We start from the raw sequence: 21,247 nt of genomic DNA on the forward strand, positions 1-21,247 counted from the left end.
AAGGAATTAATTCATGCCCTATACCAATGAAGAAGGTGGCCTTCTGAATAATTTTGCCCGGGAACCAAAGATTTATCAAGCAGAACCTCCAACACAAGGGCAAAAACGAACTTATCTCATACTAGGAATCGCCGCTACAGCTTTGGTTGTCGGCTTAATTCTAGTCGCCTTCTTCGTTTCTAAGAGCAGTTAATCATAAAATATTTTCAGAAAACTTAATCTTCTTTATCGTTTTTCAGGTTCCGATTTTAAGAGGGGCCTGCTTTTTTATTTTTTGTTAAAATTGAACTAGCCATTAAAGTATATAATTATACTTTTTATGACTGTTAGACTTGAGGGCTGAATTATTCTGAGCAGCACAACATCTACTTAAAAATAATTTTTATTACAGCAGTTTGCAAATAAGTGAGCTATAAAATGTAGGACTAAAATCACATATCAAAAATTTCTGCTTCCTAACTCCAGCCTCCAAATCCGTAGCTTTGTACTTCATACAAAAGAAAACTGCTGTATGACTTTATTTAGCCCATTTAGATATACCCAAAACGTTGATATGTACTATGTTTTGGCTTTTTAGCCGCTATGAGCGTGAATGATACTGCATACAACAATAATTCTACTTTGAATCGGCAAGTATACCACCGCCTGAAACTTGCCCTAAGCCTTGGCTTACGACGACAACTTTTTTTAGCAGTGTGTGATGATTTACACTTAAGAAATCAAGTAGCTGCCCGCTTGCATTCTACATTGGCTTATCCTGTTGGACAAGTGCTATATCAGTCATCAAATGCCCAAGAAAATAGCACTCCAGCTTATCCGCGATTAGTCACATTGCGTTTAAATTTAAACGAACCCAATCCCATAGTTCAGATAAATCAATGGTTAGCTAATTATCCACCACCAATTGTTGGAGCATCAAAAGATACCCCTGGAAGACCTTTTCCAGTACCAGCATTTCAGATTGTCGGCGTGGAACATCTCACCAAGGAAACAGTAGCAACACAGCGTTTATTTTTACACCATCTCCGCTTAAGTGAGCAATATTTTTCTACACAAGAATCCAGTCGATTCCTAGAATCTAACTTACTGTTGTGGATACCGCGTCCTTGGTTATCTGCCATCAAGCAATCAGCACCACAGTTTTGGCGTTGTCGGACTGGTGTATTTGTATTTGCTGGAGAACCCACACCCGCAACTCAAAATGCAGGCTATCCAGAACGTTTTTCACCTTCCAGAAACTTGGATTTAGGGAATATTGAGCAGTCGGTTTTAGATAAATCAGTTAATCAAGCAGAACTCAAAACCACAACTTCTGAGTTAAAGTTTGAGAATAATTCCGGTTTCCCAGCAGAGATACAAGGGAATGGCGTACACAAAACCCAGGAATTTACTAATAGGTCTGGTAGTGGTAAAAATAATCAATCACTGTTGTCTTTATCTTATGTAAGTAGCGAGTTAACAGAGCTAGTAATCGCAACAATTAACGCAAGTAGTAATAAAAATACTGAAAATTATTTACAACCGCAGCAGATTTTGTTGGAGATTGAAGAATTACATCAAAAGCAAGCTTCAGGGGATGTACTGGCAGAAGCTTATCATCGCTTAGGCACTTTATACCGCCTTCGTATTGAGCAAGGAGAGTCAACCCTAGAAAACCTGATGGTAGCAATTATTGCCTATCAGGAGGCTATTAGCTATGACGAAAGCTCACCACAACTTCCAGATATCTTGAATGATTTGGGTACACTCTACTGGATGCTATACCGTACACCACCCAATTCTGAGGAGGGACAAACTTATATAGAGCAGGCAATAGAATTTTATCAGTTGGCGTTAAAGATGATTTCACCGCAGACGCATCGAGAAACTTACGCTCGTGTGCAAAATAATTTGGGGACGGCTTATGGTGATTTAGCTCGTTTTTCTCATCCATCTGAAAATTGGCAGCAGGCAATATTAGCTTACAACGAAGCACTCAGCTACCGTACAGCCGATATGGATTCATTAAAGTATGCAGCTTGCCAGAATAATTTGGGTACTGCTTACTGGCATCTAGGGCAATACAACCAACCGATTGTGCATTTAAAGAAAGCGATCGCAGCTTACAACGAAGCACTCGCATACTACAACCCCGAAGAGGAACCGCTCAAGTATGGGATGATTCAAAACAACATCGGCACAGCCTGTTGGAATCTGGCACAATACGAGCAACCTGCCCAAAATCTCCAGCTAGCTATTAATGTCTATAGCAAAGCTCTTAAGTATCGCACTCCAGCTAATGTTCCCAGCGCCTGCGCCGCTACACAAAATAATCTAGGTACTGCCTACTGGCACTTAGCAAACCTTTCTCAGACAACTAAAGAGGCACGGCAAAAGTATTTGCAACTATGTATCAGCGCTTATGAAGAGGCTATAGCTTTGGCTCGCTCACTTAGCGGTACTCCTTTAAGCTTTGATTTACTTGCCTCTTATAATAACCTGGCACTAGCGCATTATCAGCTAGTAATAGATAAGTCGTTTAATGGTGACAAAGCAACACATTCTCAACACCTAGAAGTAGCTTTAGACTACCATTTGCAAGCCTTAAACGGATTGAGCAAACAATCAGAGGCTTATCAAACAACCTTCACTTATGTGGTGAAAACTATTCGTGCTTTTCATAATGAATTAGGGATACAAGGACAAACTCTAGCTTTATCTAAAGTTCCTAGTCAGTTGTTACCAGAGATTTTGTCAAAGTTATAAGGTATTGCAAAGTAAATTGGTAATTACTCAGAGCATCAATTAAGGTTTTCTGGTTAAGAAAATGCTCTCACTTTTTCTGGTAACTCTATTTCATAACTTTTGTGGATAATAAAAGATTAAAACCCGTCAATGGGGGTTTCGTTTATATGGTTCTGTGACTATCAGTACCATAGGTAAATCATTCGTTAAGAAAACGAAAATATTTCCCAATTTCTAGCAAATCAATTTAAAATAGAAGTAAGAGTTCACAGTTAGCCCATCGCCTCTATTTAAGGGCTTAGATATGTGGACATAAGTAATAAAACAAAGTTTAGGAACAAAATGATACTCGTTTCCGTCGTATATATGTCTTGCCTCTGATTTGAGTAACGTACATTAGCAGGATACTAATTCTGAGTTGCGATCGCACAGACTCCCATAATAAGTACTTTTATCTTCGGAATACGCTTATAGACAGGTTCAAAAACAGTCAGAAACAAACTCAGTAAATCACCGTCATTACATACATCACATACACAAAGGAAAACCCTCTTATGGCTCGCTCACATCAATGGAAATCTAGAACTGCTGCACTAATGGCAATAGCCGTTACCGCAAGCGTCGCTAGCCCTCTATTAAGCTTGGCTCCTGCCAATGCACAATATAGAATTGGGCAAAACAGAAATAATAGTCAATATGGAAACGTTACCATTCCTTCTGGGGTTAATTTTCCTGTCACCTACGAAAAAGAGACTATTACTATTGCTCCTGGGGAAAGTAAATCTATAACCTTGAGAATAGCCAATGACATTATCGACAGAAATAGAAATGTCTTAATTCCTGCTGGAACTAAAGTAAATGGACGGCTAGAATCTGTTGACTTAGATAGTTATTCAAGAGATACAAGAAATACAGATGACAACCAAGGAAAAGGCGTGCGGTTTGTCGCTCAAGAATTAGAATTTTCTAATGGTCAGCGTCAGTCGATTAATGCAACTTCTCGAACATTTACCACAACTCAAAAAGTTTCACAGGGCCCTAGCACTGGTCAGGTTTTAACTGACGCAGCTATTGGTGGAGGTGCTGGTCTTTTAGGTTCACTAATTACTGGTAACAACAGAATTGATGATTTAAAACCTGTTATTGGTGCGGCTGCGGGTGCGGGTGCAAGTGTTCTGTTGCGGAAAAAAGAAATAAATGCGTTTGTCATCAGACCCGCACAAGATTTAAGGCTCACACTGGATTCTAATTTGAATTTAGTACCACGCTCGCGCTACTAGATTTAACTCTATTCAAGTCGTGACTTTAATTACCCCTAATAGGCGATCGCCACTTTAACTATAGTGTGCGATCGCCTTTATTTTTAGACCTAAAAAATTCTATTTAACAGCAACTATCATACATCTATATCGTCTTTATCACCATCGATATTGAAGTGTGCTATGGAGAGAGCTAGGAAAGTCGGCTCTATTTTATTCTCTATCTAAAAGAGTATTCAAAATTACCTAATATCCTGATACTTTTTGTCAAGTAGTGTATAAAAGAGCATTTTATTATGGTAAGGAAAGGTTTCATTTTAAGCACATCTCTTGCAATTCCCGTGGTGTTAATTCTTTTGACTCAGGGAGAAAAGATAAAAGTACCTTTAGTTGAAAATGCCCCTCAGATATCCACTAACAACGAAATTAGCCTATCCAGCAACAAGCTAACTAGCACAAATTCAACACCGAAAACATACTATGTTAGTGGTAATGGAAACGACAAAAGTAGCGGACTTTCTACTTCATCCGCATTTAGAACAATTCAGAAAGCAGCAGACCTTACCAACCCTGGTGATACAGTATTGATTATGAATGGAGTCTACAAAAATGTAGACAAAGCTTTGAGTGTAGTAAGTATTAAACGTTCTGGAACTGCAAATGCGTGGATTAGGTATAAAGCATATCCTGGACATTTCCCAAAAATTCAGCACAATACATGGAACGGTATTCTGATTTCAAGTGGAGCTTCATATATTGAGATCAACGGGCTGGAGGTTATAGGGAATAATGCCAATATAACTCTTGATTATGCGATGAGTGAGAAGAATAACAGACAAAACCCACTCACGAGTGGAAACTGCATCAACGTTGATGGACGAACCAGTGGTCATGTTCATCACATCCGCATTATGAACAATAAAGTGCATGACTGTGGAGGAGCAGGTATTTCAGCGATGCAATCAGATTATGTGACAATAGATAATAACGTAGTTTTCAATAATGCCTGGTACGGTGTTTATGGTTCTAGTGGTATTTCAATGTTGAATAATTGGAATTCTGACAAAAACCAGGGATATAAGATGTTTGTTACCAACAACAAGGCTTACAACAATCGTATGTATATCCCTTGGATTGCAGTTGGAAAGATCACAGATGGCAATGGTATTATTATTGATACTACAAGAAACGATCAGAATAATTCGAAATTGGGCGCATATCAAGGACGCACATTAGTTAAAAACAATCTGACATTTAATAATGGTGGCTCAGGTATTCATACATTCTTAAGCGATCATATTGATATTGTAAATAACACTGCTGTTTTAAATAATCAAAGTCCTGAAATTCAAGATGGGCAAATATTTGCTAATGTATCATCTGATGTTAGGATTTTAAACAATATTCTCTATGCTTACCCTGGCAAAGATATTAATAGTAACAATAAAAATAAAAACGTTGTTTATGATTACAACATATATCTTAATGCTTCTAAAATAAGTGTTAAGGGAACTCACGATATTGTTGCAGACTCACAGATTTTAAAAAAGTATCCCACTCTCGAAAAAATATCTAACGATTGGAAATCGCGGCTAGATAAACAAAATCCACCAACACGGATTTATGTAGAGTCTAACTCCGCAGGTTTTGTTTGTGAGTCAGTAACTTATAGTTTACAAGGGAAATCGATCCAAGCGGGATGCTCCCCGCTATCTTTAGCTCAAATTGCTTTTTCTGATGTTTCATCTAACTATTGGGCAGCACAATTTATTCAACAATTGTCACAGCGAGGTGTAATTGCTGGATTTCCTGATGGTAGGTTCCGCCCTGAAGAACCGGTAACACGCGCTCAATTTGCTGCTATGGTCAACAAAGCTTTCCCTAAATCACAGCAGAGGCAGGCGATAAATTTTGCTGACGTGCCTAGCAACTATTGGGCATACAGTGCAATTAGGCAAGCCTATACCATTGGTTTTTTATCTGGATATCCCAGTAATCGTTTTCAACCTAACCAGGCTATTCCTCGCCAGCAGGTTTTGGTTTCCCTCGCCAACGGTCTGGGATATACTTCTGATGTGAATACCGAAAACACTCTGAAATATTTCAACGATGCCTCTAATATCGCTAGCTACGCTCGTAGCCCGATCGCAGCTGCAACTGAAAAGCAAATTGTGGTGAACTATCCTAATGTAAAGTCCCTGAATCCAACCGTAACCGCAACTCGCGCCCAGGTAGCAGCTTTTATCTACCAAGCACTGGTTAGTTCTAAGCAAGCTTCAGCAATTAACTCGCCTTATGTCGTGTCAAACCTCAGCAATTAACTGCCTAATCAACAATTATCCATGTCTATAATCATTGCTGGAGAACGTAGTGGGGTGGGCAAGACAACAGTCACGCTTACCCTTTTAGCATCTTTACGTCGTCGCGATCGCTTGGTGCAATCTTTCAAGGTAGGCCCAGATTACATCGATCCGATGTTTCATCAACACGTAACTGGTCGTCCTTGTCGCAACTTAGACCCAGTGTTGACTTCAGAAACCTACGTTCAGCAATGTTTTGCCCGTCATAGTCAACTAACTGAATATGCCCTAGTAGAAGGGGTAATGGGATTATTTGATGGAATTTCGTCATTGGTCATTAGTCCTTTGTCTTCTGCAAATGACAAAGGACAAATTACTGATTTTGCAAGTACGGCACACATCGCCCGACTTTTAGATTTACCTGTGGTGTTGGTGATTGATTGCAGTCGCTTGTCTGGTTCTGTCGCTGCGATCGCTCACGGCTACCAATCTATTGACCCCCGAATTAAAATAGCTGGGGTAGTATTAAACCGCGTGGGAAGCGATCGCCACCTCTCTCTCCTCAAAGATGCCCTAAAACCCTTACAATTACCTATTCTCGGCGTGCTGCACCGTCAAGATAACATCACAATTCCCGATCGCCATTTGGGTTTAGTACCCACAGCAGAACTTCCCGAACTCAACGCTTTAATTGATCGCCTCGCTGATTTAGGAGATACTTGCTTCGATTGGCAAAACTTATTACCCCTGTTAAAATCACAACCTCTCCCTCCTCCCCCTAATCTGCCTCATTCTTCCTCCTTGATCAGAATTGCAGTCGCACGCGATCGCGCTTTTAATTTTTATTACCAAGACAATCTCGATTTGCTGCAACAACTTGGTGCAGAACTGGTTTTTTGGAGTCCGTTAGAAGATGCTGCAATACCAAAAGATGTCCAGGGAATGTATTTTGGCGGAGGTTTCCCAGAAGTTTTTGCCCAGCAACTAACAGAAAATACCAGCGTTCGTGATGGAGTGAAAACAGCAATTCTGGAAGGAATGCCTGCGATCGCTGAATGCGGAGGATTAATGTATTTATGTGAGCAAATTATCGATTTTGAGGGTAAATCTTGGGCGATGACGGGAGTTTTACCGACATCTGCTGTCATGGGTGCGCGTTTAACTCTGGGCTATCGTCGTGCAGTAGCTTTGCAAGATAATCTGTTAGTGAAGGCAGGTACAACTGTTCACGGACATGAATTTCATCGTTCCCATTTAACCTTAACTCCCACAAAGCCCCTATTTGAAACTTCTCGCTACGATTGTGATGAAAATATGGGATGCGAGGGATGGGGTTTTCCTGCAAATATTCATGCTTCTTATGTTCATCTGCATTGGGGAAGAAGTGTAGAAATTCCCCAACAGTTTCTTAAAGAATGTAGAACTTACGCATAATATAGCGGTTCTCAATTGCGTGAAATACAGACTTAGCTCCTTCCCTTGTAGGGAAGGGGAAAATTTAAAGTCTCTTTCCTTTTAGGAGAGAAATAGAAGTGAGGTTTTCCAGATACCGTTAAATACCAATTCCAATTAGATAGCTAGGGATTAGAACCTTTTTTATTTTCTATTTTGTCTAAGTCCCGTTAATTAATTTTAAGTAAAATTACTGTTGCCAAATAATAATTTTATGTATAGATTAATCTCGTGTTTAGATAAATAATTTTACAACAGGAACTATCATTAAAATGAATGAAATACAAAAAAATATTAATAGTAGTGATCCTTATGAAATAGGTAGTATTAGCTCTATTTGCTGGAACTCAGGAAAAATCCTGTTAACTTTTCTGGTAATTTTGACAAATATTTCTATCCAACCGGCAGTTGCTGCGGATAGCGTTATTTCTGAAAATTCAGAGACTCAATTGAGACTATCTAGACTTAATACACAACCAAATATTAGCTTAAGACAAAGATTGCTGGCATCTCAAAAAAATAATCCTGTTGCTGAATTAGAAACTGTAAGTTTTAGTGATGGTTTTAGTGCTAACGTCAAACCTAAAATCTTCAACGAAAAACAACACGTTGCTTCTTTAAAAACTAACATTTTTTTTAAAAAACAACAAAATGTATCTTTAACTGAATCAGCCAACACTCAAACCCAAAAAGCGATTTTTTCCCCTCAAGTAAACTCTTCAAATATTAGTCCAGCACAACAGCTGATAAAACCTAACCAAGGCGATCGCCAGATTCTATCCCAAGCTCAAACTCCCTCTACTGGCTCTGAAACTGAACTAAACGATAGTGAAGTACGTCAAAGGCTAAAAATTAAGCCTTTGCTGGGAGGCACCGGTGCTAAACAAACCTATCCTCCTAGCCTCAGCTTTGGGATTCCCAGTGCTTTCGGCGCTAATTGGGGAGACTTTTTCTTAGCCGCATCGGGAGCAACTCGCAAGGAAGCAAATGGCGATGCAGGTTTCGATGGCAGTACAAGTACAGGTTTTGGTTTGGGAGATAGCCAGAAATTAATTGGTTTAGAAGTCTCCTTTAACAACGGTAGTATCAAAAACTTTGGTGCTAATGGAACTTTCGATCTCAAAGCCCACCGTATTCTCTATGCTGGTAGTAAAAATCAAATTGCAGGTGCAGTTGGCTGGAATACTTTTGCTCAGTATGGCAATGAAGCAATAGCTGATTCTACTGTCTATGGTGCAGTCACAAATGTCTCCGTGTTACAACCGAATAACTCTAATAATAAAATGCCATTGGCGCTCACAGTGGGAGTGGGAGGCGGTAACTTCCGCTCAGGAAATGACAGTGTTGGGGTATTTGGAGGATTCGGTTTGCAAGTTCATCCTCAAGTTGGTGTTGGTGCATCTTGGAGTGGAGTAGGTCTAAACGCTGGAGTTTCTTTCGTTCCGGTTCCAACTATTCCTCTTACAGTTGTACTTCAAGGTTCAGACCTCACGGATAGGACACCTGGTGGTACTGCTGTCATTATCAGCATCAGCTATGGTTTCAATTTCCTGCCTAAATAAATACCTTATCCCTAGAGAATCACCATGATCAAAATCAAGTCTTTAATCCTTGCTTTTAGTTTGAGTCCTCTGCTGTTGAGTACTTGGCAGTTACCAAGCCAAGCCCAACTTAGCCAAGATAGTCCCAGTAAAGGAACAGCTGGTTCAGTCAGTGGTAATAATGGAGGTGCTGGTAGTATTAGCGTTTTTTCAGTCCCCGTCACTATTCAAACCGGTGGTTCAACAACATCAGGTAACGTTACAGTCACAACTAGTGCTGGTGGGACATCTACAATTACCGTTTCGCCTGCGGTTCAAGCGGCTGTGAATGCGGCTGCACAAAGTGCTGTGGTGGCGTTACAATCTGGCGGTTCGACACAACTAGTTGTATCGTTGGTTGCATCGGGGGCTACTCTAACGGTGAGTAGCACTGAAGCGCCAGTTGCTGGTGGCATATCGCTTCAAACAGGTGCTGGTGCGGGACAAAGTTCTCCGACTCTAGCAGCTGCCATTGTGTCTGTAGGTACCGCCATTTCTGCACTGCCTGCCAATGGCTCTGTTTCTTTGCAAATTGGTGGTAACACAATAGTTATATCTAATCCATAAAGATGATTATGAGCCAGTTCAAGTCTTTACTAATTTCCCTGAGTCTTAGTCCCCTACTTTTAGGAGTGGGGAATTTTCCAAGTCAAGCACAAACCCCTAATAGTTTATCTGAAGAAACTATAACAAGGGTTGTTACCATCAAGAAAACAAATGGAGAAAATCTTAGTTTTAAAATTGTTGGGCCACGGGAGAAGGCAAACAATGCAGCCGTTGTTTTAGCAACTGTGTTGGGAGTAGGAGTTGATGCTGGTGCTGCCAAAAGCGTTATTTCTATAGTATTAGCCGGGGCTGATCCTGCGTTGACAACTGATTTAATTCTCAACCTCAATGGCTTGGTGACAGACCAAACGGGGGTGAATGTAACGAAGCTTAATCAGGCAATTAATACCTACAATACCATTGTTGACAAAGCTGATACAAATTCCCTAAAAGCTCTAAATAACACTCCCGAATTTACTGCTATTGGAGGGTTGTTGCGAAATCTCAGAGAGCCTTTAGGTTAAATATTTTAGTGTTGCACAATCAAAAGATGACTTTTGTCTGATGGTATATTGTCCGCCCAAAAAAGCAGGTACGGGCAATATGCCAATCCCACAAGAATTTTAAAATCATCCCGCGATCGCTATGAATTAACGCGAGTTCGATAAATTCATATCGTCATTTAACTTGCGAATCAGACGGGATAACTCACGAATGATATTCACTGCAATTTCAGGAGTTTCTTCGATCGCATCATACAATTGCTCTTGCGTCAGTTCCAAAAATTCGCAAGGTTCCAAAGTTGTTGCAGTGGCAGAACGAGGTTGAGTATCAAATACTGCCATCTCACCAAAATATTTTCCCTGTTCCACCTCTGCAAGCATTTTATTGCCGATGTGAACCTTAACCCGGCCTGACACGACAATATAAAGCGATCGCCCTTCTTCTCCTTGGCGAAAGATGGTGTAATTAGCTGGAAATGACAGTTCGTTCATCACTGAAGTGAGCCGCACAATAAAATCATCCCGCAATTCCTTAAAAATCGGGACTCGCCGGACAAATAACAAACGGTCAACACTGGTTAGCATAATTACAAGTTAAACATAAAAAATTACTGTAAATTTTAAACCTGAAGGCAGAGCGCAATTAGTCATATTAACCGATGTTGAACGCTAGCCGCCAAGAATATCTCAAACTTTAGTCTGTCTTTGATAGAGAAAGCAGGGGGAAAGGAGCAGGGAGCGGGGGGAAATGGCTTCTTCATCCTGCCATGAAATGAAGGGGGGAACATGAGTCTGAGTCTGAGTCCCCAGCTAACTGCTCCCTTGCCTCTTGTTCAATAGGAGCGATGCCTATGGCGGTAAAATACGCTCTTAAACTTCTCAGATACTAACTCAGTATGAAGCTTAACCAACTGCCAGTCTAGGGGAAACTAGTTTTGTTAAAAACCTTGCCAGCCAGACTAAAGCAACACCTATAAAACAGACTGTTTATCAATCACCTTTATTTATCGTTTTAAAAAACAAGAGTATTTGCTCTTATATGGTTGCAAGCCATAATATTGACTTCATGAGCTCCCAAGGTACCTTGCTGAGAAAAAATCACCAATTTGATTAGAGGCAATCGCCTCTAATCAAATTGGGGAACTGGCTGATGACTAGCGAACCTCAATCGGTTGTCGTTAGGTAAAACAGTCACAAAATCTCCTTATCTGCCCTCACCGCGAAGAGCAGAGAAAGACTAGAACAAACAGCATTGAATATCGTGAGCAACAATTATGAGTTGGCTAATTAGTACATTATTTATTGGAATCTCTGTCGCTTTTGCCACCACCTTTGACGACAATTTATATTTGACAGCTTTTTTTGGAAAAGTCAATCGCAGCTTTCGTCCTAAGCATATTATTATCGGTGAATTTCTGGGATTTACTACCTTAGTGTGCGCTAGTCTCCCTGGTTTCTTCGGTGGTCTTGTGATTCCTAGCACCTGGATTGGATTACTAGGTTTGCTTCCCATCGCCATTGGTATCAGTAATTTCATCAGTCGAGAAGAGGAAGGAGAGACAGTGCAAGCTGTGTCAGTTGAGTTAACCTCTCCTGTCAAATCTGAACGTCAGAATAAATCATTATTAGCAACCATCCGCGATCCTCAAACCTACCGCGTTTCGGCTGTCACCATTGCCAATGGAGGAAACAACATTGGGATCTATGTACCGTTGTTTGCTAGTAGCAATCTTCCCAGTTTGGGTGTAATTCTGTGTGTTTGCTATTTCACTGTTGGGGCGTGGTGTTTACTCTCTTACAACCTGACTCGTAATCCTCTGATGACCCCCGTTTTAACCCGCTTCGGTCGAAAAGTCTTCCCATTTGTCTTAATTTACCTAGGACTCTCTATCTTAATTAAGAGTGAATCATATCGACTGTTACCTAGTCTGGCAATGCTTTCTAATTAGGAATTACACCCGACCTGAAAACCTGTTACTTGAGGATGCGATGTCTACGACGGATGGTTCCTGAGCGCAGCCTCTCGTAGAGAAGTGCTGGCTAGACAGATAGGTTCCATAACCAAACAATCACCTGAGCGTTTCCCATCCAAAACGATTTTTTAATCACTTGAATTTATCAACTTGAATCAAAATAATATTTGATGTTATCAATCAATTTATCTAAAGTGAGAATAAAGCACATTATTGATGGCTCTTATAAAAGCAAACCCACTACTACGAATAATGATAAGAAGGAACTCATGAATCAACCAAATTCCAAAAAACTAACTCGGTGGCTCGTAACAGCAGTATTTCTGGTACTTGTAGCAGGATTTTCGCTCCTTGACCAGCAAGCAGTTAAAGCTCAAACATTAACAACATCCATACCTACTGAGTCTGAACTAGCTCCAATCACATCTCCCGTTACACCGCCAATGGAGTCTGTAACTTCCCCAGTCATACCTCCGGTTACATCACCAATGGAATCTGTAACTTCTCCAGTTATACCTCCAGTTGTATCTGTAGCAACAAATGTTAGACATTTATTACAAACTAATGAATGTGTCGGATGTAACCTAACTGGAGCAATGCTTAAGGATGCAAACCTGCAAGCAGCAAATTTGGAGGGTGCTAACTTACAAAATGCAGACTTAGAAAGGGCTAACCTACAGCAAACAAACTTAAAAGGGGCAAACTTTCAAGGAGCAGATTTAGGTAAGGTAAACCTTTTGGGAGCAAACCTGTTAGGAGCAAACCTATTTGATGCAGACTTAGAAAAAGCCAACCTATTAGGAGCAAATCTGCAAATGGCTAACCTACAGGGCGCAGACTTGGAAAAGACAAATCTCACAAATGCAAACATCCAGGGAGTTAACCTGATGGGGGTTGATTTGGAAGATGCGATCAGACCTGAAGGATTCACTGTTCAGTAATTAAACTGAAGTTCTGAGTAAATTTAATAAAAACCCTCAAAAGCCTGATTCAGTAATGAATACAGGCTTTTGTTTTTAAATATTTGTACTCATATAATTGTCGGAATTTGCGATCGCCACAATAGTAGATAAAGGCACGTCAGCAAAATACTGTTGCTGAAATTGTTCTTCTCGGACAGCAGCTAAAAACCGTGCCACCGATTCATCAGCAAGGTTTTCTGCCCTATCACTCGAATGCCAGGTAATTTGTAAAAAATTGTCTTGTCGTTTGACTGTGAACCCTAAATGTTTTAAGGCTTTAATTCCTACAAGTAAAGTTTGATCGCTGATGCCGATTTTTTCTAAAAGTTGGACGCGCGTAACTGGTTGATTTGTGCGGCTGAGATATTTGGCAATTCCGACAAGAGTCAGCCAAATTTGATTAGGTGGTTGGTGGTTGGGTTTAGACCAAGCGATCGCTAATTGTTGTTGATTGGAAAGCGTAGATGCGGAGCGGCTTATCGCTAAACATCGCCGCAACCATAGGCGTAAATTATCCCAACTCGTGGGGCAATCTTCAAGAATCAACGCTAAGTCTTGAGTTGTGTTAGCCGTAGCCTGTGAGTATTCCTGATTCCGTAAGTCTAAGATTAGTGGTGAGTGTTGAGTGTTAAGTGCTGAGTTAACACTGGGACGCACGGCAATTAATCTGATTTCATAACGTTTTTTAAAGGTGTTGTAGTCTAATTCAGCTATGCAATCACACCTTCCTATGGGCAATTCATCTTTGTAGTGTCCCCACCATAAGCCAGGAAAAGCACTTCTGCCGGAATCATCCCGAATATCAAACTCAGTTTTAATATACTGTACCTTTTTCCCTTGCCAATCCTGCTGATTGCGATGCCAAGCATTTTCAAACCAGCAGTTTTGAATTAGCAGCTTCGGAACAGGATTACCCATTCCACAAGGTTCAAGCACTTTTAGTTCTAAAAATAACTCTTTCCCCAAGTCTGCAACTGTCACCGTCAAGTCTGCTTGCACGGTTGGCGTTAGGGTTGTACTACCTAAAGATTGCCGCAACTGCTGATTAATCGCTGCTGTAAATAAAGGAATATTCTCTACTAACAAACTCAACCCAGCTGCAAAGGGATGTCCGCCAAAGCGATGTAACAAATGTGCTTGGTCTTTCACCAGTTGGTATAAATCTACAGAATTCACCGAACGGGCGGAACCACGAGCTAATACGAGTGCTGAGTGCTGAGTGCTGAGTTCTGAGTTAGATAAAGAAGTAATTTCTCCCCCTGCTCCCCTGCTCCCCTGCTCCCCTGCTCCTTCTGTACTTAATAAAATAGTCGGACGACCTGTTTCTTGTGCTACTTGTCCAGCAACTAAACCCAATACACCCGCAGGCCATTGGGCATCTTCTAGGACGATCACACTGGTGGTGGATAAGTCTAATTGAGTAAGTTTTTGTGCTACTTGCGCTTGTACATCTTTTTGCAAAGATTTGCGCCTGGTGTTTGCGAGTTCTGTAACTTCGGCTAATTCGTTACAACGTTTGACATCTCGACTGGTTAATAATTCAACGCAAAAACTGGCATCACCTTGGATGCGGCTAACCGCGTTAATTCTTGGCCCCAAACCAAAGGAAATATCTGTGGGGCGATCGCCACTTTTCTGGCACAATTCTAATAATCGCCCCACTCCCGGACGACGACGCGCTGCTGGTGGCTGTTTAAAATCTTCTTGCAGTCGTTGAATTCCCAACTGCGCCAAATAACGACAATCTCCACTTAACTGCACTAAGTCGGCAATTAATCCTACTGCTACTAAATCTAATAAATCTTCTAACGGATGTTTGGCAACATTAGGCAGACTTTGATATAAAGCTTCAACTAACTTATAAGCTACCGCTACCCCAGAAAGATTAAATAACTGATGTTCTCTTGATAAATAGCGGGGATTGATAATTGCTGAAACAGGTGGGCGTTCAGTTGGTAAAGTATGATGGTCTGTAACTATTACATCTATACCTAGCTGTTTAGCGTAGATAATTTCCTCAATATTTGTGCTGCCAGTATCGCAAGTCACAATTAATTTACAACCTTGTTTTGCTAAATTCTCAATACCTTCATTATTGAGACCGTGAGATTCTTTTAAACGATTGGGAATATAGAAAATTAACTGAGTATTTTGTTTAAAAAATTGTCCGAATCCATCCCAAAGTACAGATGTAGCGGTAATCCCATCAGCATCAAAGTCTCCCCAGATGGCAATTTTTTCTTTAGCTTTATATGCTTGTTGCAACCGGGCGATCGCTAAGTCCATTTCTTGCCCAAACTCAAAGGGACTCGCTGGTTGATAAGCTTTATAGTTAATAAAAGCTGTTAATTGTTGATGATCCTTAATTCCCCGTTGCCACAACAATTGCGCTGCATATATTCCACTTGATAGGGGTGTATGCTGTTTCACCGCTTGGATGAACCACTCCGGGGGTTGTTCGGTTGCTGTTATAGTCCACTGCTGTTGTTCTGGCATTGTTTAAATGGGGGATTGATCCTCAGTTGTTTGAGATTCATTCACTAGGGGATTAAGAATTACTTCATTAGCGACACTCTCAGCTTTACGGGCGCGAATTGCCGGACGCGATCTTTTGTAACCTGCTCTTTCAGCTTTTTGGTGTTCGTAATCAATCAATCTGCCATAATATTCATGCTTGCTTAAATTCATCGACAAGAAAATATGCTGGCGAGTATTACCAAAACCCTTGCGGTTAAAAAACTTTAAGGCTGAAGTATTGGTGGGATCGGTATCTACGAGCATAAACCGCGCCCCATCTTCAATCATTCGGGCGACAACTTTATCCACCAACTTGTCTGCTACTCCCCGACGCTGATATTTTGGGCTAACTCCCAACCATATAATGTATCCATAAGTCCAGGATGCTTTGGTGATAATAGTTCCCAAAATAAATCCGGCTAATTCTCCCTCTGTTTCAGCCACAAGACAGTATTCTGGATCGGTGTTGTAAAGTCCAATCACCTCCCATTCGTCCCAGGTGCGGTATAAATAAGGATATAAATCGCTGGTAAATAACCCTTCTCCCAAGTGGTAAACGGGAGCAATGTCATCAATTCCTAATTCACGGACATAAATAGCTTCAGTTTCGTCAAAATTTGACATAAATTTAATGCAAATGCTTTCAAATGCTTTAGATAAAAAAAAGTACCTTATATTACTTTTTAAATTTTCACAAGAGTCTATAGGTATAAAAAATCTGTTTTAGTAACAAAATCCTGTCAATAAAATCACAGTGAGACTTCTTGAATGCTGTCAAAATTTGGCAATGAGTCTTTCACTGCTTCTTCAAGAACTTGTATGCGATCGCACCGTTTGGCAAACTGACAATAATCACAAGTTTTACTACCCTCTACCACTTGAGGAAACTGTTGGTTATTTTGATAATTTTCTAGCAAATTAGTTAACTGATTTAACAGTTGATTAAGTTTCTTTGCTATTTGTCTGTGTTTAACAGTATTGTAATTAAATTTAATATTTTGCGGCTTACCCTCAGATTGGACAAACCAGTAAGTCATGGAAATATTTTCTGGCGAATAATCGCTAGTTTCTGCCAATACATAGAGATAAAGCCGTGTTTGCCAGTTGGATTCTAACTCGCGTTTATTGGGTGGTTTAGGATAGGTTTTCCAGTCGAGAATTTGCGCTTGTTGGTTATCTGCAATCAATAAATCATAGACAACCGTCAGCAAATAATCTTGAACTTGCAGGGTGCGGTAGTGTTCACTTTCACGGAAAGTTTGATTATCAGATGCAGCCGTTAAAATTTCAGGTGCTGCATCAGCAAAACCTAGCATCCAGCTTTGGAGTTTAGCATCTGCTTGCAAAAAACTATCAATTGGTAAACCCATTTCTCGCTGCTGCATTAGCAAGTGAAAACGACTACCCAAAGTTTGCCGTTCTTCTTGTTCTGGATTTGAGGGCGAATTGAGTTTTTCTAGATAGGTATGTTGAAATTTACGCGGACAAGTTTCTAGTAAGTTGAGTTGTCCTTGAGATAATCGCAGTAGTTGAGTAGAAGTTAACAGCATTCTACTATTTTAATGCGAGTTCGCCGGGGTGAATTGAATCTGGTAGGAGGTTTTGGGTTTAATTCAGGAAAGGGGAGAAAAGAATGGCTGAATATATACCCTCTTGCCTCCCCTGCTTATCCGAACCGTATTGCCCTGCTCCCCTGCGATCTCAATGTGCAATCTTATTTGCTTAACAGCTTACCTGCTTTGTCTGCGGTGGCTTTTTAGCTTCGTCAAACTCAAAATGGGATTTCTCTGTTTGCGAATAACGATAAAGACGATTTAGAGCGTTGATATGAGCGTAAGCTGCGGCTACTACGATATCAGTATCAGATGCTTGTCCAGAGAATATCCGCTCTTGATGCTTCAAGCGAACAGTGACAGTTCCTAGTGCATCAATTCCTCCAGTCACAGATTGGACAGAAAACTCAATTAGTTGATTGGGAATTTGCACCAATCGATTAATTACTTGATACACCGCATCCACTGGGCCAGTGCCGACACTCGCATCTGTAAGGATTTTGCCATCGGGGGTAACAATTGTAATAGTTGCAGTTGGGCAAGTGCAGTCACCACAAATTACCTGAACGTGTTCGATTTGGAAACCACTTTCTACTTGAATCTGCGTTTCATCTCGAACGATCGCTTCTAAATCCCAATCTGAGACTTCTTTTTTCTTATCAGCGACTTCTTTGAACCGATTGAAGGCTTTATTCAAATCCAATTCGCTCAATTCAAAACCCAATTCTTTGAGCCTGGTACGGAAAGCATTTCTTCCAGAGTGCTTGCCTAAAACGATACGATTTTCTGGCAAACCGATCGCAGCAGCTTCCATAATTTCATAAGTCTGGCGATGTTTGATGATTCCATCTTGATGAATACCAGACTCATGGGCGAAAGCGTTTGCTCCCACGATCGCTTTATTAGGTTGAATCAGCATCCCAGTTAATTGGGAAACCAAAGACGAGGTTTTATAAATCTCCTGAGTCTTAATATTAGTCAACGGTGTATCGCCATCAACCGGACGACCAAAGTAAGGATTGAAAAAGGGTTTGCGAACCTGCAATGCCATCACAATCTCTTCTAAAGCTGCATTACCTGCTCGTTCCCCAATGCCATTAATGGTACACTCCACCTGGCGTACACCATATTCAATTGCTGCCAAAGCGTTAGCTGTCGCCAAACCCAAATCATTTTGAGTGTGAATCGAAAGAATCACTCCATCGATATTAGGAACATTTTCTCGAATTCCCTGAATCAGATTTCCGATTTCCTTGGGTGTGCAGTAACCAACGGTATCAGGAATGTTGATTGTAGTGGCACCTGCTGCGATCGCCACCTCCAAAACTTGATACAGAAACTCTGGTTCAGTGCGGCTAGCATCCATCGGAGAAAATTCTACATCGTCTACAAACGACTTGGTGTATGCAATCATTTCTGATGCGATCGCTAATACTTCGCTACGAGACTTTTTCAATTGATATTTCAGATGAATATCAGAGGTAGAAATCATTGTGTGGATTCTGGGACGAGCCGCACCTTTCAAAGCTTCGGCGGCGGCGTGAATATCCTGGCGAATGGCTCTAGCTAAACTGCAAATGATTGGCCCACCAGGTACTCCGACTTGTTCAGCAATGCTTTTAACAGCTTGAAAATCTCCCGGACTAGCAACGGCAAAACCTGCTTCAATCACATCGACACCAAGGAGAGCTAGTTGATGAGCGATCGCTAATTTCTCTTCTACATTGAGGGTTGCGCCCGGTGACTGTTCGCCATCCCGTAGCGTGGTGTCGAAGATGATAACTCGGTCTGGTTGAGATGCGATGCTCATAAATGTCTCCCGTGGTATTGAAGGGATGTTTAAAAAACTTACTTTGGATATTGTATACAATCTTTCTAATTTTGTATACAATATCCAATATGAACTTAAATGACTTAGCAGCCAATGTGCTGCAACAACAACGCAGTACCCCATATTTAATTGCCGATGCTTTGCGGGAAGCGATTCTGCGGGGCATTTTTCAGGAAGGACAATCTCTGAGACAGGATGAAATTGCTACTCAGTTTGGTGTTAGTCGCATTCCGGTGCGTGAAGCACTCAAGCAGCTAGAAGCAGAAGGATTAGTGACACTGCATTTAAATCGTGGTGCGATCGTATCGGTATTGACAGCACAAGAGGCGCAAGAAATTTGTGAAATTCGCAGCGCTTTGGAAGTGAAAGCGATGCAATTGGCAATACCCAAGTTCAAGGAAACAGATATAGAAAAAGCTGCTGTGATTCTAGAAGCGACAGATCAAGCAACTGATGCAGGTATGTTGGCAAAACTTAACTGGGAATTTCATGCGACGCTATACGCCACTGCTGAACGTCCCAGATTGTTGGGGATGATTAAAACTTTACACGTTAATTGCGATCGCTATGTTCGCGTACAATTAGCGCAGATGGATTACCAAGAGCGATCGCAAAAAGAACACTATCAACTCTTAGATGCTTGTCAAAAGCAAGATACAAAAGCTGCTGTCAGGTTACTAAAACGACACATCGACACCGCCGGAGAACAGCTAATTGCATACTTGCAGCAAATTTCTCAGAAACGCTGATTATTAAACGATCTACCAGAACAGATTAAACGGTAAATTTATACTATCCTATCAGAGAAATAGGTAGGATCGTCCATGAAAAAATTGATCAAGCGTATTAAAAGATTGCTTCAACGTATTTTTAAAAGTTTTGCATCTAATTCTCAGCAGACATCGCCTTTAATAAATTCTCGCCCGTTAGACACTTCTATTTCTATTCCGAGCGTTTCTCCCCGATGGGAGTCTGGTTTAGTGCTTGTGTGTTCACAATGTGCAAACGAGCGATCAGGCTCAACAGCTTCCGAAGACTTAGAGAATTGGTTAAAATCTCGTTTAAAAATTGAAGGATTATGGGGTGAATTTCGGGTAGTTAGCACCAGTTGTTTAGGAGTCTGTCCAAAATCTGGTATTACTGTCGTTATTATAAGTAATGGAAGTGGCGGTAATAGTCCATGCTTAATTGTAAATCCTCAAAGCGATGTCTACGACGGGCTACGCCTACGCGAAGTTATTTACTCATATATTAAACAGTATAAAAAGTAAAAAGTAGATAGTACTTTTTACTTTTTATTTTTGCCTTACCGTTATGAAAAATTATTCATTGAAACCAGAGTATTTTGGTCTTACAAACGTAGTTGAGGAATTACTGCTTCGGGCATTAGCATTTGCAGAATCAACTGTTGGTGAACTGAGATTCAAGAAATCGATGAGTTTGAGAGTACGTTTACGAATTTTCCAGCGCCCATTTATGTTGACAACTTGATCTTCATAGGTGCCATTGGCGACATCAATGCTAGTTTCCGAACGCTTGTGAGTGGCATGGAGATAAGAGGTCATCGTTGCTTTATTATTCTCAATTGAAATGTTGAGCGTACCCATCAAATGTTGAGTAGCTGTATAACCATTTCCTTGGAATACTGAATAGACAAAATCTGCCCAAGCATCTGTCCCATAATTTGTTTGAGTTGTCCCGTCAGGAAAAATGGCAGTCAGGACTGCATCTTGAGTAAAACAATCCCGATAAATATCTTTTCCCTGAAGGAGATTTCCTCTACCAATGGCATCAGTTCCCAGTGCGTAACAGGATGTTAGTTTTTGAATTTCTAATTCTGCGTTAGGTTGAGTTGCACTTGCTAATTCAAACCTACCTCCAATAAACAGCACAAGAATAACTGCAAGGACAATCAATGTAATCTGATTGAGCAAAAACGAGATGGCCTTTGGAACTATTCGCCCACCTTCTCTTCTTCTTTCCACAGTATAACCACCTTAATTTTTACAATTTTCACATCTTATAACTTCCTAAAAACTCAATTTAT

General features: G+C 40.7%; 17 protein-coding genes and 1 pseudogene. 12 read left to right on the plus strand and 6 right to left on the minus strand.

Annotated elements, in window-relative coordinates; translation table 11 throughout:
• Positions 1-13: 13 nt before the first annotated feature.
• The 8 genes and pseudogenes from psb34 to V7K69_RS09620 all read left to right on the plus strand — a co-directional run bounded on the left by psb34 (position 14) and on the right by V7K69_RS09620 (position 10,385).
• Positions 14-193: a photosystem II assembly protein Psb34 gene (gene psb34, locus V7K69_RS09585; protein WP_163927515.1), complete on the plus strand. Its 180-nt coding sequence runs from the start codon at positions 14-16 to the stop codon at positions 191-193.
• Positions 194-582: 389 nt separating this feature from the next.
• Complete coding sequence (locus V7K69_RS09590; protein WP_335033641.1) at positions 583-2,745, plus strand: tetratricopeptide repeat protein; 2,163 nt, start codon at positions 583-585, stop codon at positions 2,743-2,745.
• 533 nt (positions 2,746-3,278) lie between these two features.
• Positions 3,279-4,004 carry a conjugal transfer protein TrbI gene (locus V7K69_RS09595; RefSeq protein WP_335033642.1) on the plus strand — a complete coding sequence of 242 codons (726 nt, stop codon included), beginning with the start codon at positions 3,279-3,281 and terminating at the stop codon, positions 4,002-4,004.
• Between the two features lie 1,667 nt (positions 4,005-5,671).
• A pseudogene (locus V7K69_RS09600) lies at positions 5,672-6,289 on the plus strand (S-layer homology domain-containing protein); the annotation flags it as partial.
• A gap of 36 nt (positions 6,290-6,325) precedes the next feature.
• Complete coding sequence (locus tag V7K69_RS09605) at positions 6,326-7,717, plus strand: cobyrinate a,c-diamide synthase (protein ID WP_335033643.1); 1,392 nt, start codon at positions 6,326-6,328, stop codon at positions 7,715-7,717.
• A gap of 290 nt (positions 7,718-8,007) precedes the next feature.
• Positions 8,008-9,297 (plus strand): hypothetical protein, encoded by a 1,290-nt coding sequence (locus tag V7K69_RS09610; RefSeq protein ID WP_335033645.1) that lies wholly within the window; start codon positions 8,008-8,010, stop codon positions 9,295-9,297.
• A 24-nt stretch (positions 9,298-9,321) separates the two neighbouring features.
• Positions 9,322-9,882, plus strand: coding sequence for a hypothetical protein (locus V7K69_RS09615; RefSeq protein ID WP_335033647.1), 561 nt, complete (start codon positions 9,322-9,324; stop codon positions 9,880-9,882).
• A gap of 8 nt (positions 9,883-9,890) precedes the next feature.
• The gene (locus V7K69_RS09620; protein ID WP_335033649.1) at positions 9,891-10,385 is read left to right on the plus strand and encodes a hypothetical protein; all 495 of its coding nucleotides are present in this window, start codon (positions 9,891-9,893) and stop codon (positions 10,383-10,385) included.
• A 126-nt stretch (positions 10,386-10,511) separates the two neighbouring features.
• Here the strand turns inward: V7K69_RS09620 and V7K69_RS09625 are convergent, their stop codons facing one another.
• Complete coding sequence (locus V7K69_RS09625) at positions 10,512-10,949, minus strand: cyclic nucleotide-binding domain-containing protein (protein ID WP_114081859.1); 438 nt, start codon at positions 10,947-10,949, stop codon at positions 10,512-10,514.
• Between the two features lie 689 nt (positions 10,950-11,638).
• Here V7K69_RS09625 and V7K69_RS09630 point away from each other — a divergent pair.
• Both V7K69_RS09630 and V7K69_RS09635 read left to right on the plus strand, forming a co-directional pair.
• Entirely contained in the window at positions 11,639-12,313 is a 675-nt protein-coding gene (locus tag V7K69_RS09630; protein ID WP_335033652.1) for a cadmium resistance transporter, read from the plus strand.
• A 293-nt stretch (positions 12,314-12,606) separates the two neighbouring features.
• Positions 12,607-13,278 carry a pentapeptide repeat-containing protein gene (locus tag V7K69_RS09635; RefSeq protein WP_335033654.1) on the plus strand — a complete coding sequence of 224 codons (672 nt, stop codon included), beginning with the start codon at positions 12,607-12,609 and terminating at the stop codon, positions 13,276-13,278.
• Between the two features lie 75 nt (positions 13,279-13,353).
• On the opposite strand, the gene V7K69_RS09640 is transcribed toward V7K69_RS09635, so the two are convergent.
• From V7K69_RS09640 to V7K69_RS09655, 4 genes are all read right to left on the minus strand, one after another.
• On the minus strand, positions 13,354-15,795 hold the full coding sequence (locus V7K69_RS09640; RefSeq protein ID WP_335033656.1) for a single-stranded-DNA-specific exonuclease RecJ: 2,442 nt from the start codon (positions 15,793-15,795) through the stop codon (positions 13,354-13,356).
• Between the two features lie 3 nt (positions 15,796-15,798).
• On the minus strand, positions 15,799-16,440 hold the full coding sequence (locus V7K69_RS09645; protein ID WP_335033659.1) for a GNAT family N-acetyltransferase: 642 nt from the start codon (positions 16,438-16,440) through the stop codon (positions 15,799-15,801).
• Positions 16,441-16,565: 125 nt separating this feature from the next.
• Complete coding sequence (locus V7K69_RS09650; protein WP_335033661.1) at positions 16,566-17,366, minus strand: PD-(D/E)XK nuclease family protein; 801 nt, start codon at positions 17,364-17,366, stop codon at positions 16,566-16,568.
• A gap of 172 nt (positions 17,367-17,538) precedes the next feature.
• Positions 17,539-19,179, minus strand: a complete 1,641-nt coding sequence (locus V7K69_RS09655) for a 2-isopropylmalate synthase (protein ID WP_442936129.1) — start codon at positions 19,177-19,179, stop codon at positions 17,539-17,541.
• Positions 19,180-19,268: 89 nt separating this feature from the next.
• Here V7K69_RS09655 and V7K69_RS09660 point away from each other — a divergent pair, with 89 nt between their 5' ends.
• Both V7K69_RS09660 and V7K69_RS09665 read left to right on the plus strand, forming a co-directional pair.
• Positions 19,269-19,949: a GntR family transcriptional regulator gene (locus V7K69_RS09660; RefSeq protein WP_335033663.1), complete on the plus strand. Its 681-nt coding sequence runs from the start codon at positions 19,269-19,271 to the stop codon at positions 19,947-19,949.
• 75 nt (positions 19,950-20,024) lie between these two features.
• Complete coding sequence (locus V7K69_RS09665) at positions 20,025-20,471, plus strand: (2Fe-2S) ferredoxin domain-containing protein (protein WP_335033665.1); 447 nt, start codon at positions 20,025-20,027, stop codon at positions 20,469-20,471.
• Positions 20,472-20,522: 51 nt separating this feature from the next.
• Here V7K69_RS09665 and V7K69_RS09670 read toward each other — a convergent pair whose 3' ends face one another.
• Positions 20,523-21,185, minus strand: a complete 663-nt coding sequence (locus V7K69_RS09670; protein WP_335033667.1) for a nuclear transport factor 2 family protein — start codon at positions 21,183-21,185, stop codon at positions 20,523-20,525.
• Between the last annotated feature and the right edge of the window lie 62 nt (positions 21,186-21,247).

The organism is Nostoc sp. (genome assembly GCF_036917775.1).
Taxonomy (GTDB): Bacteria; Cyanobacteriota; Cyanobacteriia; order Cyanobacteriales; family Nostocaceae; genus Nostoc.

Excerpts from the sequence above, each read along its gene's own strand:
- psb34 (WP_163927515.1), top strand. The coding sequence starts at position 14 with ATGCCCTATACCAATGAAGAAGGTGGCCTTCTGAATAATTTTGCCCGG.
- V7K69_RS09590 (WP_335033641.1), top strand. The coding sequence starts at position 583 with ATGAGCGTGAATGATACTGCATACAACAATAATTCTACTTTGAATCGG.
- V7K69_RS09595 (WP_335033642.1), top strand. The coding sequence starts at position 3,279 with ATGGCTCGCTCACATCAATGGAAATCTAGAACTGCTGCACTAATGGCA.
- V7K69_RS09605 (WP_335033643.1), top strand. The coding sequence starts at position 6,326 with ATGTCTATAATCATTGCTGGAGAACGTAGTGGGGTGGGCAAGACAACA.
- V7K69_RS09610 (WP_335033645.1), top strand. The coding sequence starts at position 8,008 with ATGAATGAAATACAAAAAAATATTAATAGTAGTGATCCTTATGAAATA.
- V7K69_RS09615 (WP_335033647.1), top strand. The coding sequence starts at position 9,322 with ATGATCAAAATCAAGTCTTTAATCCTTGCTTTTAGTTTGAGTCCTCTG.
- V7K69_RS09620 (WP_335033649.1), top strand. The coding sequence starts at position 9,891 with ATGAGCCAGTTCAAGTCTTTACTAATTTCCCTGAGTCTTAGTCCCCTA.
- V7K69_RS09625 (WP_114081859.1), bottom strand. The coding sequence starts at position 10,949 with ATGCTAACCAGTGTTGACCGTTTGTTATTTGTCCGGCGAGTCCCGATT.
- V7K69_RS09630 (WP_335033652.1), top strand. The coding sequence starts at position 11,639 with ATGAGTTGGCTAATTAGTACATTATTTATTGGAATCTCTGTCGCTTTT.
- V7K69_RS09635 (WP_335033654.1), top strand. The coding sequence starts at position 12,607 with ATGAATCAACCAAATTCCAAAAAACTAACTCGGTGGCTCGTAACAGCA.
- V7K69_RS09640 (WP_335033656.1), bottom strand. The coding sequence starts at position 15,795 with ATGCCAGAACAACAGCAGTGGACTATAACAGCAACCGAACAACCCCCG.
- V7K69_RS09645 (WP_335033659.1), bottom strand. The coding sequence starts at position 16,440 with ATGTCAAATTTTGACGAAACTGAAGCTATTTATGTCCGTGAATTAGGA.
- V7K69_RS09650 (WP_335033661.1), bottom strand. The coding sequence starts at position 17,366 with ATGCTGTTAACTTCTACTCAACTACTGCGATTATCTCAAGGACAACTC.
- V7K69_RS09655 (WP_442936129.1), bottom strand. The coding sequence starts at position 19,179 with ATGAGCATCGCATCTCAACCAGACCGAGTTATCATCTTCGACACCACG.
- V7K69_RS09660 (WP_335033663.1), top strand. The coding sequence starts at position 19,269 with ATGAACTTAAATGACTTAGCAGCCAATGTGCTGCAACAACAACGCAGT.
- V7K69_RS09665 (WP_335033665.1), top strand. The coding sequence starts at position 20,025 with ATGAAAAAATTGATCAAGCGTATTAAAAGATTGCTTCAACGTATTTTT.